General features: G+C 34.0%; 8 protein-coding genes. All 8 read left to right on the forward strand.

The features are described from left to right. Nucleotides 1–236: 236 nt before the first annotated feature. The 8 genes from rplS (at nt 237) to BMX09_RS08550 (ending at nt 15985) form a co-directional block, all read left to right on the forward strand. Nucleotides 237–584: a 50S ribosomal protein L19 gene (gene rplS / locus BMX09_RS08515; RefSeq protein WP_089747683.1), complete on the forward strand. Its 348-nt coding sequence runs from the start codon at nt 237–239 to the stop codon at nt 582–584. Nucleotides 585–1013: 429 nt separating this feature from the next. Continuing rightward, nucleotides 1014–2216, forward strand: coding sequence for a 30S ribosomal protein S1 (gene rpsA, locus BMX09_RS08520; protein WP_089747685.1), 1203 nt, complete (start codon nt 1014–1016; stop codon nt 2214–2216). A 125-nt stretch (nt 2217–2341) separates the two neighbouring features. Continuing rightward, nucleotides 2342–3007, forward strand: a complete 666-nt coding sequence (locus BMX09_RS08525; protein ID WP_177159591.1) for a LemA family protein — start codon at nt 2342–2344, stop codon at nt 3005–3007. A 344-nt stretch (nt 3008–3351) separates the two neighbouring features. Continuing rightward, on the forward strand, nt 3352–4665 hold the full coding sequence (der, locus tag BMX09_RS08530) for a ribosome biogenesis GTPase Der (RefSeq protein WP_089747689.1): 1314 nt from the start codon (nt 3352–3354) through the stop codon (nt 4663–4665). A 167-nt stretch (nt 4666–4832) separates the two neighbouring features. Continuing rightward, complete coding sequence (locus tag BMX09_RS08535; RefSeq protein ID WP_089747691.1) at nt 4833–12044, forward strand: NPCBM/NEW2 domain-containing protein; 7212 nt, start codon at nt 4833–4835, stop codon at nt 12042–12044. A gap of 130 nt (nt 12045–12174) precedes the next feature. Further along, a complete protein-coding gene (locus tag BMX09_RS08540) occupies nt 12175–12477 on the forward strand; it encodes a type II toxin-antitoxin system RelB/DinJ family antitoxin (protein WP_089747693.1) in 303 nt (100 codons plus the stop codon). Beyond that, on the forward strand, nt 12477–12809 hold the full coding sequence (locus BMX09_RS08545) for a type II toxin-antitoxin system RelE/ParE family toxin (RefSeq protein WP_089747695.1): 333 nt from the start codon (nt 12477–12479) through the stop codon (nt 12807–12809). Before BMX09_RS08540 ends, BMX09_RS08545 begins: the two co-directional genes overlap by 1 nt. Before the next feature lie 251 nt (nt 12810–13060). After that, nucleotides 13061–15985 carry an N-acetylmuramoyl-L-alanine amidase family protein gene (locus BMX09_RS08550; RefSeq protein ID WP_089747697.1) on the forward strand — a complete coding sequence of 975 codons (2925 nt, stop codon included), beginning with the start codon at nt 13061–13063 and terminating at the stop codon, nt 15983–15985. Nucleotides 15986–16157 lie beyond the last annotated feature (172 nt).

Raw genomic sequence — 16157 nt, forward strand, 5'->3', positions numbered from 1 at the left:
ATGAGAAATACCTTTTCTGCACTATTCTAACCTTGTAAAAAACTTTATTAATTCTATATTTTTTTTACTAACTAAATTTCAGACACATACTATCAAGTAAAATCCCTTTACAATTAAGGTGGAAATATGATATTATATCAAAAGTGAGTGGTAAGGCCACTCGTAGAAAACTATATTCCGCTAGGCAGATATAAAAAGCTGCACTATGAGTATTTGTTGGAAGGAGAAAAGAAAACATGACAAAATTAATTCAAGATTTAACACAAGAGCAATTACGTTCTGACATCCCGGCTTTCCGTCCTGGTGACACAGTTCGTGTACATGCTAAAGTTGTTGAAGGAACTCGTGAACGTATTCAATTATTCGAGGGCGTAGTTATCAAACGTCGTGGTGCTGGAATCAGCGAAACTTATACAGTACGTAAAGTTTCTAATGGTGTTGGTGTGGAGCGTACATTCCCATTACACACTCCACGTGTAGCTCAAATCGAAGTAGTACGTTACGGTAAAGTTCGTCGTGCTAAACTTTATTACTTACGTAACTTACGTGGTAAAGCAGCTCGTATTCCTGAGCGCCGTCGTTAATTTGACGTATCAACCCTTGAGAAATCAAGGGTTTTTTTATGCTTAAAATACTATAATAAAGCCAAGTTATGGGTGTTTAGTTGGCGATAATTCGTAAAAAATAGAATTAAATAATGTATTGGCCTCCCTACAGTTAGGCTTACCCAACTGGTTTTGAAGGGGGAATAGGGTCTGAATATTAGAAGAAATGGTGGAATGATTTATTTATGAAGTGAGCAGAAATTAATGAGAGCGTTAACAATGATACTGAGAATAAGGCATTGTTTTTCAAGGGAAATAGATCTTTGAAATATTTTTTTTAGCTTAGATAATGGATATGACTAGAAATGTTAGCGATTTAATGATATTATAAAAAAAGAATATGAATTAAATTATATATTAAATTTAATAACATTTATTATAAATGTTGCTCATTTAGGAGGAAGTCAAATGTCAGAATTAAAAACAATGCAAGATGCTTTAGATATCGTTAAGGATATCCAAATCGGAGACTTAGTACAAGGAGAAGTGTTAACGTTACAAGATAAACAAGCGATTGTCGGTATCGTTGATGGTGGGGTTGAAGGAGTAATTCCATTTAACGAATTATCAGCTACACCTTTCGAAAAAATTGAAGATATTTTATCAGTTGGAGATGTTGTTGACTTAGTAGTTATCAAACAAATCAAAGACAAAGAAAACGGAAGCTTCTTATTATCTAAACGTCGTGTGGATGCTAAAAAAGTTTGGGAAGAAATTCAAGAAAAATTCGAAAAAGGTGAAGTAATTGAAGCACCAGTTACTGCAATTGTACGTGGTGGTTTAGTAGTTGATTGTGGCGTACGTGGATTCGTACCAGCATCAATGGTTACAGATCACTTTGTAGAAGATTTCTCTTCATTCAAAGGCCAAACATTAAAATTCAAAATTGTTGAGATTGAACCAAGCGAAAATCGTTTAATCTTATCACATAGAGCTATTCTTGAAGCTGAAAAAGCAGCTAAAAAAGAAGAATTATTTGCTAAAATTAAAGAAAATGAAATCGTTGAAGGAACAGTTGCTCGTTTAACTAACTTTGGCGCATTCGTTAACTTAGGTGGTGTTGATGGATTAGTTCACATCTCACAAATCGCTCACGAACACATTAAACATGCGAGTGAAAAATTAGCTGTTGGTGATAAAGTTCAAGCCAAAGTATTATCAGTAGAAAAAGAAACTGGTCGTATTGCTTTATCAATTAAAGAAACATTAGCTAAACCTTGGGATAATATTGAAGAACGTGCACATAAAGATGCTATTTTAGATGGTGTTGTTAAACGTTTAACAACATTTGGTGCATTTGTTGAAGTATTCCCTGGAGTAGAAGGATTAGTTCACATTTCACAAATTGCTCACAAACATATCGCAACACCTCAAGAAGTTCTTAAAGAAGGTCAAGAAGTTAAAGTTAAAGTATTAGATGTTAACCCTGAAGAACAACGTATTTCATTAAGCATCAAAGCTTTAGAAGAAGCTCCAAAACCTGAAGTAAAAGACGTTGAAGTTGAAGAAGTTGAAGAAGTAATTCCTGTAGTTTTAGAAGAAGAAGCTCCTGTAACTTTAGCTGACCGTTTAGGCGATAAATTATCTGGATTAGTTTCAGACGATAAATAATCATATTAATGACGTACAGAAAGATTAGGGATATTGTGTTCCTAATCTTTTTTTTCGTTAGTATGACATTTTATGGTATAATTAAGTCGGAAGTTAGTCTTATTAGTGAAAAAGGAAGTGAAAAAATGGAAAATCAAAAAAATAGTATCCTATTAGAGATGATTAAAATGTTCGCAGTCTCGCTTGTTGGATGGATAGGATGGTTATTTATCTTCTCAAGTTTTACACCGATGGAACATGAAGAGGTTGTGGAACCATTTACAGGTGCGTCATTTGTCTTTGGGGTTATTACAGGTTTATTATTGTATCTGGGGATGAAGTATAATAAAATCAATCATCAATATCAACAAATTAAGACATTAAAAAGTAATATCTTAATTGCAGAAGAGCGTGGAGATGCATTATTAAGTAAAGCCAATCGTGTCGTTGATAAATATATGGCGAATGAAAAAGAGTTGAAGTTAGATGCCGTCAAATTAGCACAAGGGGCAGGTGGAATTAAGTTTACTAATCGAATTGGCAATAGTAATCAATTCAAAATGACTTTAAAAGACTATCCAGAATTGCGTACTCAAGATAGCATTCAAGAATTATTAAATCAAATCAAAAGTTGTGAAGATACTATTGCAGTGAATAAAGTTACCTATAATGAAGGTGTCGAAAAATATAATACGAGCATTCACAGTTTCCCAATGAGTATGTTTGGTAAGATTACAAAATTTAAAGATGCTTCCTATTACCGTGAAGATCCATTTGCTGATTTGGTGTCTGATGAAGCATTAGGAATCTAATCTAAGGCTTATGGATTATTATTTCAATACATAAAGATAATAGAAGAATACGAAGATAGTTGGCTATTAAGAGGAATTGCCAGCTATTTTTTTGTTGATTGCATCTGTATTAGTTAGCATCATTAGTGTTTATTAGTGAGAACATCTATCCAAAAAATAAATAAAGGCGTATATATCGGCCAGTAATTGAATTTAAGCGATAATTGTGGTAAAGTAGTTCAAGGACTAGAGATTTGGAAATGGCTATTTGAAGCTCGTTTGACTAGGCTTCATTAGTCGAATGATCAATTTCCATACAAATTTTTCGTTAAATATTATATAGAAGAAAAAAAGGAGGGGTTTGAATGACAAATCCTGTAATCGCAATTGTAGGACGTCCAAACGTTGGTAAGTCAACGATTTTTAACCGTGTTGTAGGGGAACGTATCTCGATTGTAGAAGATATCGCTGGGGTAACTCGTGATAGAATTTATGCTGATGGTGAATGGTTAGGATCTAATTTCCATGTGATTGATACTGGCGGGATTGATATTACTGATGAACCATTTATGTCGAATATCCGTATGCAAGCTGAAATTGCTATGGAAGAAGCAGATGTCATTATTTTCTTAACAAGTGTAAGAGAAGGTGTGACACAAACTGATGAACATATTGCTAAATTATTATACCGTACTAATAAACCTGTCTTATTAGCTGTTAATAAAGTTGATAATCCAGAATTACGTGCAGATGTATTTGATTTTTATGCATTAGGTTTTGGTGAACCATTCCCGATTTCAGGGAGTCATGGTTTAGGTTTAGGGGATTTGCTAGATGCTGCAGTTAAAGCATTCCCAGAACAACCAGAAGAAGAGGAAGAAGATGACACCATTCAATTTAGCTTTATTGGTCGTCCAAATGTAGGTAAATCATCATTAGTGAATGCCATGCTTGGTGAAGAGCGTGTGATTGTATCGAATGTTGCCGGAACTACTCGTGATGCTATCGATACAACTTTTGAAGATGAAGAAGGTCAAAAATTCCGTATGATTGATACTGCCGGAATTCGTAAAAGAGGGCGTGTATTTGAATCAACTGAAAAATATAGTGTCTTAAGAGCAATGAGAGCGATTGAACGTAGCGATATTGTCTGTGTAGTCTTGAATGCTGAAGAAGGAATTCAAGAACAAGATAAGAAAATTGCTGGATATGCTCATGAAGCTGGTAAAGGGATCGTCATTTTAGTGAATAAATGGGATACTCTTGAAAAAGATAATTCAACATATAAAGAATTTGAAGAAGATATTCGTCGTGATTTCCAATACTTATCATATGCGCCAATTATTTTCGTATCAGCGAAGACTAAACAACGCCTAAACAAAATCCCAGGAGTCTTAAAAGCAATTAATGAAGTTCGTTCTAACCGTATTTCTTCATCAGTATTAAATGATGTCTTAATGGATGCCGTTGCAATGAACCCAACACCGACTGATAAAGGTCGTCGCTTGAAGATTTACTACATGACACAAGTTGCTGTTAAACCACCAACATTCGTAACATTTGTAAATGATGTTGATTTAATGCACTTCTCATATGAACGTTTCTTAGAAAATAGAATTCGTGCTGCTTTTGGTTTTGAAGGTACACCAATTCATATGATTACACGTAAACGTAAATAATGATGATTTTAGCACTCACATTTTGTGGGTGTTTTTTTTGTAAAGATTTAGTAAATCAGCAACTATTTAGTATGTTTTTAGAGATTAATGGAGTATATTTATAATGAAACAATCTAATTTTCGGGGTGATTAACAAGAAAAATTCTTTTGCATTAAGGATAATAATAATGAGTAAAATTAGTAATGAAAAAGGTAGTGAGGGAACGAAGATGACAACAAATAAAAAACAACTAGCGCTTATATTGGGAGCTAATATATTGGTAATGGGAGCAACGGTTGAGGCGAAAGAAACAGATTATAGTGTCAAGGATTTACAAGGGGAACTTAAAAAGTATACTGCTATCCAAACCAATACAGTGGAAGATAAAGCAACTAATCAACAGGAATCTATTCAAAATAAACATTATTTAAGTGACTTAACAGCAACAAAAGCAACTGTCGGCTATGGAAGCTTTAGAAAGGATACTAATGTTAGTGGACAACCGATTAGCTTGAATGTTGATGGGATTTCGACTACTTTTCAAAAAGGGATTGCTGCCCATGCTCCTGCTGAAGTAATCTATCAAATTCCAGCAAATGTGAATATATTTGAGACATATCTTGGAATTGATAATCATCAAAATGGTAATGTTGAATTTTCACTTTATTTAGATGATGAATTAGTCTATCAGAGTGGAGAAGTTAATAAAAATAATACCCAACATATTATGGTAGAAGTCTCTGGTAAACAATCATTAAGAATTGTGGTGGATGATTTAGGATTTAAAGGTCAAGACCATTCGATTTTAGCAGATGCTAAGTTTTATCAAAAGGATTTAAATGGGTTCGATACAGCTAAATTCGATATGGAAAAGCCGGTATTCCAATTTGGTAAGATGACAGATGCAAGCTATCAGTTACAACAAGCGCAACATGATTTTATACAAGATATCGGTAAGGTGAATTTATTTACATTTTTACTAAATGATTCATCTAATCAAGAATTTTTAGAGTGGTTTTTAAATAGTCAAACAATGCTTGATTATTATAATATTTCAAGTGCGCCGCGTGGAAATAATAAGATTGGTTTCCTAAAGCAATTAAAACGCATTGTTGAAGCCGATGCAAGTGCCAAAACAGACCCTATGAATCAAAAAATTGCGATGGCAACGGCACTAGAATATGCTAATGATGATATTTATTTATGGGTAAACGCTGAATCTAAATCAGATGCCGTTACTCGATACCAACTATTCCGTGATTTAAATAATACGCCAGGTGAATTACGCCCCATCTTCAAAACTTTAGATGTAGATTTAATGCGCTTTACAGTATGTGCCCAAATGAGTGATAGTGACTTTATTTGGATTCGTGAAAAAGTGAAACGTGAACACCCAGAATTACTGGATACGAATAGTAAATTATCAAATATTGTCTATAAATATTTAGCATATAATCCATTTAATAAATATGGGGATGATGTGCAACGACCAGGCTATTATGGTGAAAATCCAACTTTAGCAACAGTAATTGAATTAGGTGGAGTATGTGGGTCGATTTCAACTTTTGATGTGAATGTCTTAAGGGCATTTGGTGTACCAGCAAATGTGATTGGCCAACCAGGTCATGCTGCGGTAACTTTTATGACGGATGAGGGGAATTGGTCTCGCAATAATAATATTTCTTCATGGGGTCGTTCTCAAGGTGGTACAGCAACTAGCTTAGCGACTGGTTCAAGAGGGTATAATAATACGTATAATTTATTAGATTATGAAGCTCGTCAAGATATTGAAAAATATGATCTAGCTAAGGAATATTATCAAATTTTACAAGAAACAAGTGATTCTTATCAGCGAGTAGCTTTACAAGAGAAAATATTAGATTTAGTGCCATTATATGTACCAGTCTATCGTGAAAAAATTGCTGAGTTACAGGCGCAAGAAGTGAAAAATCCTCAAGAATATCATGATTTAGCAGTTCGTATTGTTAAAACATTTAGAAACTATCCTAAACCTATGAATGATTTATTAGAGGGATTATTACCAGAATTAGAAAAGCCAGAAAATCGTATCTTATTAGTTGATTTAGCAGTGGAATATAATCATATGGTGGATAATATGACAAACCCTTATGCCGTAGACGTCTTCCAAGAAGAAGAATTCCAACAACAAGCGCATAAATTCCGTACAATTTTAGGCGAATTTAGCTTTGATGGAGAAAATGCAAATCGTTTAATGGGAGCAAAAATGGATACTGAATATTCATTAGATGGCGGTGTAAGTTATATTCCAATTACCGAAGATGATCAATTATTATTGAATCAAGATGTTAATAAGATTACTGTTCAAAATGGGATTTTATTACGTTTACGGGGAACGGATAAAGTGATTAAATTGCCATTTAGTTCAAAAGTTCTTCCTGAAAGTGTGAAGTCTGATGATGATGGTAATCGGATTATTGGCATAACAAGTGAGATGGAATATTCATTAGATGGTGGCAAAAATTATCTGGCAAGTGATATACCTGCAGACTTAAGTGGTAAGAAGACAGTCTTAGTACGGTATAAAAAAGCTGGTACTAATATTGGTGGTGATGCTAAAACATTACATTTCACTCCAAATGAAACAATCTACAATCGAATTAAACGTGATAATATTACATTAACTGATTGGACTTCTCAGCAAAATGATTCGGACTTAAAAGCTTTGAATGCAATTGATGGAGACTTATCAACAATGTGGCATACTGTCTATAATCGTGGTGATCACAAACCGCATTTGACCTTTAAATTTAATCAAGCTTATTCTGTTAGAAAGATTTATTATACACCTCGTCAAGATAGTGGTACTAATGGGAATGTCTTAAACTATACTATTTATACTAGCCAAGATGGTCAGACATTTACCCCATTGAAGACTGGGAACTTCACTTATACAAATCAAGACCGTAAAGAAGTTCGTGTGATAGATCTACCAGAAAACCATAGCCAATATATTCGCTTTGAAATTAATAAAGGAGTGAATGACTTCGGTGTAGCAGTAGAAATTGGCTTTGAAATTCCGGAAGCAGAAGCTACTCAAGCAGAACAAGATTTAAAAGCAACTGCAAACCAAAAAACTGCTCATATTATTAATAAACACTTAGCGCAATTAAAAGTTGAAGCAACTAGCCTGAAAGAAAGAACAGCTAATGAAAAAGTACAAGCGAAAATTACTGCATTATTAGCAAAAATTGAAGAAGAATCTACTAAAAATGCGATAGATTATCAAGTAGTTGTTAACTTACAAAACCAATTATCAAGTATTCGTGATGACATTATTCTAGCAAAGAGTGAATCTGTAGTTAATAATGATAGTCCTGCTGTAAAAGAATTCCTAGCTAAGTACCAAACCGTTCTATTAAAAGCAAACAGCAGTCTAACAGTTACGGATAATGCGGTGATAGTAAAGGCATTAAAAGATTTCGAACAATTATCAGTTGGTGATAAAGCAAGTATTCCTTATGTGAAAAATAATTTGATCAATAAACAAAGTAGAATTATTGCGGGTACTAATGCAGAAAGTCTCCAAACAAAATATAGTCGCGTAATTGGTTTAACAAAAGAAACGGTGCAACTATCAGATTATCATGAGTTAAATGAAGCTTATTACAATACATTTGCTTTAAATACTGCTGCACAAATGAATTTATTAGCTGAGCGGGCACATTTGAAGGAGTTAATTGACTATTTAGATAATAGTGAAGAACGTTTTGATGAAGAAGTGCGTAACTTTAAAGCAAGTCATCAAAAAGTTCTAACAATGCCAGTTAATGATGTGACAATTGATAACTTTGCGGAATATCTTGCTTTAGTAACGGAAGCAGAAAAGAATTACCAATTATTATCAACCAATGCAAAAGCTCAATTAACAACAGAAGTAACACATTTAGATGAGTTAAAAGTTAAAATTGCAGAACTTGACAGCATAAAAGCTAAACAGGAATTAGCAACAGTCATTGCCAACTCAAATGAATTATTTACTGATAATCCAAAAGTGAAAGCTTTATGGAGCGAAGAATTATCAGCTGCTCGTGAAGTGTTAGAAAGTAAAGTAGCAACGACTGATACCTACCGTAAAGCTATATTAGATTTAGCAGTCAAAAAATCAACATTAAACCGAATGATTTTTGTAGATAATGATAATCAGTTTAGAGCAAATCAGTTTAAAGAACGTTTTAACACATTATTAGCTAAAAAAATTGATGAGATTTCTGAAAGTGACCGTGATATGTTTAATAAGGCTAAGGATCAGTTTAGACGTTTGAATGACCAATCTCAAAGCTTATTAATCAGTGAGCGTGACCAATTAAATGCCATTGATGCCAAATTAAATCCAACTGCTGCTGGTGAACGACTAACAAAACTAAAAGAAAAAATTAAAGAGCAAGAGAAGTTAGTTTATGGAAAATACACACCAGCAATTAGCGAATTAGTAACTAAAGCTAATGACTTAACACCAGTTTCAATGGAAAAAGTGAATCAATTGGATAAAGAATTAGCGAAAATCATTAAAGATAATAGTGCATTTACTGATAAAGTCCGCTATGAAGAAAGTTATTTTGCACCAATTAAGGCGATTAGGTTTGGTAATGTTCGTTTACGTGATGAACAAGTTGTTTTAGATGCATTAGCACATTTAGAAACAGTAGATACAGACGTAAAAGCAGTTATCAATCCATTTGCTGATACGACTCTAGAACAGCATTTAACGAATTTAAAAAACAAAATTAATCAAATGAAAACAGCTACTAAAGAAGACCTTGATGAATATGATACATTACAAGATGCTATCAACGCTGCTATTGTCGAAGTTGCCGGTTTATCAAACTTAACGCAAGAAGAACTAACAGCTATCAACAAAAAATTAGAACAAGCAACAACAAAAGCAGCAGTAACGCAAGTGGTTGAAGAAGCTAAAACAGAAAATAATCAAAAAGTGGAAGAAGATTTAAGAGCCAAACAACCATATATCGACCGCATCCATCAAGCTGTTGCAAGCGTTGATGAAGATAGCTTAGAACCAGAGAACTTAGAAGCTTTCAATGACATCAAAGCAGATGCAAAATATTTAGAAAATGTTGTCTTAAACGATTTAAAACAAAAAGCAGACCGTGTTGAAAAAGAAATTGCTAAAATTTTAGCAAAAGACGAAGAAGATAAAGCAATCAAAGCAGAACAAGCGGCTTATGATGCAGTAGCTCGTGAAGTTAAAAACTATCTAAAAGAAATTGAAACACAAAAAGCAGGACAACCAGCTGTGAAACAAGAGCAGTTAACTGAACAAATCGAACAATTAAACTTAGCTTTAAATCGCGGTTTAACAAAAGATGAACTATTAGCTAAAAAAGAAGTAATTACTAAAGAAGTTGAACGCATCTTACAAGAAGAAGTGATCAACCCGAATGAAGAATATGCAAAAAAAGTTATTGAAGCCAAAAAACAAATTCAGGCAATGGTTGGCTTAACAGAAGAAGAAAAAGAAAACTTCAATACTCAATTGGATAATGCAACAAGCACCACAGATGTAGAGACGCTGATTACCAAAGCCCAATCACTAGCCAATAAACATTTGGCAGAACAAGCTGCTCAAACAGAACATACTAAAAAAGTTGCTGCAGCTATTAAAGAAGTGGAAGGTCTAGAAGGCTTAAGCACTACTGAAAAACAAGCCTTTATCAATCAATTACAGGCAACACAAGTAGGTGAGGACTTACAAAGTATTATCGATCAAGCGAAAGCGACAGCACAACACAATATAGAACAAGCAACAAACGCCACTCTACATGCTGACAGATTAGCAAAAGCACTTAAAGAAGTAGCAGCCTTAGAAGGATTAACCGATGAAGAACGCCAAGGTTTTATTGCTGATTTAAATGCAACCCAAATTGGTGGTGACTTAACGGCAATTGTTCAAAAAGCTAAGAAAAAAGCTTCTGAAAATTTAACGACTCAAGCTGAAAAAGCTGAACATGAAAAAAATATTAAACAAGCTCAAGCACAAATTGAAAAAATGCCAGGCTTAACTGATGAAGAACGTACAAACTTCATTAATCAATTAGTACATTGTGAAATTGGTTGCGACACTAATCAGTTTATTTACAAAGCACAAGAATTATCAGATAAACATATGGCCGCTCACGAAGCAAATATCAAACAAGCCCAAGCACAAATTGAACAAATGCCCGGCTTAACTGATGAAGAACGTACCAACTTTATTAACGAATTAATCAATTGTGAAATCGGTTGTGACACCAATCAGTTTATTTATGAAGCACAAGAATTATCAAATAAACATGTGGCAGAACAAAAACAAGCTGAACACACGAAAAAAGTGGTGGAAGCCGTTAAAGAAGTTAAAGCTTTAACAGACTTAACAACTGATGAACAACAAACCTTCATCGAAGAACTACAAAAAGCAACAGTTGGCGATAACTTAGCTGCGATTGTACAAAAAGCAAAAGACTTAGCCAACAGCAAACAAACAGATAATGGTGATGTAGCACCAAAACCTGATAGCGGAACTGATACAGTAACACCAGATACCGATAGCGGAGATGATACAGTAACACCAGGTACAAACGGTAAAGACGATACAACAACGCCCGATACAAATAGCAACCCAACACCAACACCTGAACAACCAAGCAAACAAAGAGGTTGGATTAAAGAAAATGACAAATGGTGTTACTACAAAGAAAATGGACAAAAAGCAATCGGCTGGCTAAAAGACGGCAAAAATTGGTATTTCTTCAATGAACAAGCCAAAATGCAAACTGGCTGGTTAAAAGATGGTAACAATTGGTACTACCTAAAAGAAAATGGTCAAATGGCACGTGGTTGGGAAGTTATCAACGGCACATACTATCTCTTTAAAGATTGGGGCGGTATGGCACAAGGCGAATGGATGAAAGTCGAAGGAGATTGGTTCTACATTCATTCAGACGGCACTTACGCACATAATGAATGGGTCGGATCATACTACCTAAAACAATATGGACACATGGCTCATAACGAATGGGTCTATAACCAAACAACCGGCTGGCACTTTATTAACGAAGACGGAACATACGCTCATAATCAATGGGTAGGCGCATACTACTTAAAAGATTGGGGCTACATGGCTCATAATGAATGGATTTACGATAAGAACTATAGCAATTGGTTCAAAGTCGATGGCAATGGACATTATTTACACGATACTTGGGTAGGAGATTACTACCTAAAAGCAAATGGAGAAATGGCTAAAAACGAATGGATTTACGACAAGGGACATTGGTATTATGTAAAAGACAATGGACAATACGCACGTAATGAAGTCGTTGACGGATACAAATTAAACGCATCAGGACAAATGATGTAATATCTACTTTTTAGACAGTTGGAGTGTATGCTCTGGCTGTCTTTTTATGTAGAATTTCGAGTGCGGATGTATTGCGATTTGCATGACAATGGTGTATGCTAAAAGAAATAAGACGAAGGGGCGTAATGAGATGGCAGGATCTAAAACAGCTAGCATTAGTTGCAGAATAGAAGAGGGAATTAAAGAACAAGCTGAAGCTATTTTACAGCAAATCGGACTTCCGCGTTCAGTTGCAATTGATATGTTTTATCGACAAATTATTATGAATAACGGAATTCCTTTTTCGCTAACAATTCCAAAAGAACCCGTAGCACATGATATGTTGACAAAAGATGAATTGAATCAAATCTTAATGACGGGTTTGGTACAAGCTAAGGCGAATGACTCCTTTACAATTGATGAAGTTTTTGATGAGTTAGAGAACGATTTGTAATGGATAGATATGAAATAAAAATTACAAGGCAAGCAAAAGAACAACTTGTAAGTATAAAAAAATATATCGTTAATACATTAAAAGCACCTAAAACTGCTAAAAATATTATTAGACAATTACGTAACGGAATGGATTCACTTACAACTATGCCAGAAAGATATAAAATTATTAATGAATCACCATACTCAGATTATGGCATTAGAAAAATGAGAATTAAGAATTATTACATTTATTATGTGATTATCCAACCTGAAAAAAGAATAGATATATTAGCGGTTATTTATGTGAAAAGAGAACAAGTAGAACAATTAGATGGATTAAATTATGAATAAAGTAAAATCACGAAGACAATCAGCAGCAATGTTGGTTGTCTTTTTTTTACGCAAAAATAAATCAAACGCTTACATAAAATATTGATTTTTCAGGAATAAAGATAAAAAAAGGAGAAAAGTAATGAATTAATGAACAATAAAACAAGATAAAGTAATGAAAATAAATCATAAATAGGATAAATGGCGGTTGATTTCGGGGGGGTGCATGTTATTATAAGAAAAAAGTAAATCGATAAGGAGGAGATTTTTTAATGAGTTATAAAAGAAAATTGCTGACAATTGGTAGTACAGTGATGCTAACAACGGGATTAGTAACATTGACCCAATTAGAGGCGCAACAGGTTGAGGCAAGAGAAGAGGTAGGTGAAGATCATGACCTTTTAGAAGGGAAAACTTCTAAAGGATATGACGTATCAGTTAGATTAATGCCTAAAATATGGGAAGAATGGCATAAAGATGGTGTAGCAGACATCATAACAGTTACTGTAGATGCAGCTGGCAAAGACTTAAATGGCGAAAAAGTAACATTAAAATTAGCAGATGGTCAAGAAACAACTGGAAAAGTAATCAAAACCAATGAAGGGAATAAAGCTATATTATGGAATAGTTTAAATATTTCAAAAGGTGATACTTTAACAGTCTTTATTGGTGAAGACGAATCTAATACAAAAGAATTCATTGTCCAAAAAGATCTTAAAGGTGATTGCGAAAACAATGTCAATTTCAATCTAACTACAAAAGAAGGACAAAGTATTACGATTACATCTATTACTGAGAATTTTATTTGTGGTGAAGCTGATTTTATTATTGATGGAGAAGATTATAATGGAGCCCCTAAAAAAACAATAAGATTATATATTGAGTCACCAGATGGAGAACGTGCAATTTTTGATGTAGAAGATACTAATCAATATGACTACAAAGGTGGCAACAAATTTGAATTTGAAAATCATTTAAATATTAAAAAAGGCGATACAATCAAAATTGGTTATTGGACATTGAGTGATAATCCAGCACAAATAGGAACAATTTCTAATTTAGATAGTCCTAAATTTACTGATAATGCAGCAACATTTGAAGCTCCTATAACTGTAAAAGGGACGAATTTCTATAATACACCTACTGATTTTTCAGACTTATATATTGGTGTTGTTAGCGATAATAAATTAGAAGGGCAAATAACAAAAATCACTTCACAATACGTTGAGGGACAAGTTGACCCTTCATATGCTGGAGCTATTATTACATTTTCTGAACGTGGCGGAAGTATGATGATTTCAGTTTATACAAGAAGCTTAGTTGATAAGGACGGTAAATTTAAAGTTTACAACAATATGAAGAGTTTTGGGGCAGAAATCGAGTTAACTAAAGATGGTGAATCAAAATATGCTCGAATGATGCTTCGTCCAGAAAATCGCTATTTTTATCGTTGGGAACAATTAAGTAGCTGTTCACGTTTTGAGAGACAGAGAGGTTGGATATACAAACCAGAAAATATTGAAGTTCCAACACAGAAAGATAATGAGATTTTCGAACCAACAAGTTCACGTGTTAATAAGAAAAATGAAATAACTATAAAAGACATTAAAGATGCAATTAGTATTAAAGGTTATGATAAGGAATATACAATTGAAGTAGATGAAACAACAATTCCAAAATTAACTGATGGCAATAAAGAAGCATCGGGAGAAGTTAAAGCAACAGTTATTTATGCTGATAAATCAACAGACGAAATTAAGGTAAAAGCAATAGTTACATCTAAAACTGATGCAGAAATCTATACAATAGTTGAGTGTGGTCACGCCGGTACAGGAGTATTTTATGAACCAATTACACCAGAAAACCTAAAGCACATCAGACTCTTAAGTGAAGGCGATACTGAAATTTATGAAGGTAAACGTTCATATGAAATTGATGAATCAACAATTCCAGTCTTACCAGAACATTCAAAAGAACCAGTAACAGGACAAGTGAAATTTACAATTACTTATGCAGACGGATCAGTAGGAGATGTTTGGGCAGATGTTAAAATTATGCCTTCACCATGGGATGTGCTTGATGTAATTCCATTATGGGAAGATACGGACACTCTAGTTAAAAATGCAGTATTTAATGAGAACGAAAAAACAATTACAGGACAATTTATTATTGCTGATGCAGATATTTTAGTGCGTTCTTTTAATGGTCAATTCCGTGGACCGGTGTATGAAGCTCACACTGATGCAAACGGACACTTCACATTAGAAAATGCTACATTTGTCGATTCATATAGTGTAACTCTAAAAATAGATGGTGAACAAACTAGAATTACCGGAGATTTTATCGTGAAATCAGACAACGGTGGCGGCGAAGTAGACCCAACTCCTGATCCAGAAAAACCAGTTACACCAACTAACAAAACAGGTTGGGATGGCGACTCTTATTATATAGATGGCGAAAAAGTAACAAGTAAATGGTTAGAAGTTACAGCTAAAGACGCCAAAGATGACGAAACAACATATTGGTACTACTTCGATGAAAATGGTCAATATGTAACCAATACATGGAAAGGTTCTTATTACCTAAAAGACAATGGTCAAATGGCTAAAAATCAATGGATTTACGATAAATCCTACGAAAATTGGTTCTTTATTAATGAAGATGGTACTTATGCTCGTTATACATGGAAAGGCTCATACTATCTAAAACAATGGGGACAAATGGCCAAACAGGAATGGGCATACAGTCCAGAAACAGGGTGGCACTACTTTAATCCAGACGGTACTTACGTTCAAAATAAATGGGTAGGTGCTTACTACATCAAACAATGGGGCTATATGGCAACAAACGAATGGATTTTTGATAAAGACTATGATAATTGGTTCTTTATTAAAGAAGATGGAACATATGCTCACGATACTTGGAAGGGCTCATACTACCTAAAACAATATGGTCGCATGGCTCATAATGAATGGGCATACAGTCCAGAAACAGGCTGGCACTACTTTAATCCAGATGGTACTTATGTTCAAAATAAATGGGTAGGAGACTATTACCTAAAACAATGGGGTTACATGGCCAAAAACGAATGGATTTACGACAAGGGACATTGGTATTACGTAAAAGACAATGGACAATACGCACGCAATGAAGTCGTTGACGGATACAAATTAAACGCATCAGGACAAATGATGTAATATAAACTTTTGGCTCTTTGTCAAATAGGGTTGATGGAGTGGAAATAGAGATCATACAGTATTATCTGTATGATTTCTTTTTTTATTGTATATTTCCATCATTAAAAAATTTTAGTGCTCAAGTGAGTACAGTTCCTATAATTATCAGCTGAGTGTAGTAATATATGTTTTT

Origin of the sequence: Granulicatella balaenopterae (assembly GCF_900111135.1) — a bacterium.
GTDB classification, from domain to species: Bacteria; Bacillota; Bacilli; order Lactobacillales; family Aerococcaceae; genus Granulicatella; species Granulicatella balaenopterae.

Excerpts from the sequence above, each read along its gene's own strand:
- rplS (WP_089747683.1), top strand. The coding sequence starts at position 237 with ATGACAAAATTAATTCAAGATTTAACACAAGAGCAATTACGTTCTGAC.
- rpsA (WP_089747685.1), top strand. The coding sequence starts at position 1,014 with ATGTCAGAATTAAAAACAATGCAAGATGCTTTAGATATCGTTAAGGAT.
- BMX09_RS08525 (WP_177159591.1), top strand. The coding sequence starts at position 2,342 with ATGGAAAATCAAAAAAATAGTATCCTATTAGAGATGATTAAAATGTTC.
- der (WP_089747689.1), top strand. The coding sequence starts at position 3,352 with ATGACAAATCCTGTAATCGCAATTGTAGGACGTCCAAACGTTGGTAAG.
- BMX09_RS08535 (WP_089747691.1), top strand. The coding sequence starts at position 4,833 with ATGAGTAAAATTAGTAATGAAAAAGGTAGTGAGGGAACGAAGATGACA.
- BMX09_RS08540 (WP_089747693.1), top strand. The coding sequence starts at position 12,175 with ATGGCAGGATCTAAAACAGCTAGCATTAGTTGCAGAATAGAAGAGGGA.
- BMX09_RS08545 (WP_089747695.1), top strand. The coding sequence starts at position 12,477 with ATGGATAGATATGAAATAAAAATTACAAGGCAAGCAAAAGAACAACTT.
- BMX09_RS08550 (WP_089747697.1), top strand. The coding sequence starts at position 13,061 with ATGAGTTATAAAAGAAAATTGCTGACAATTGGTAGTACAGTGATGCTA.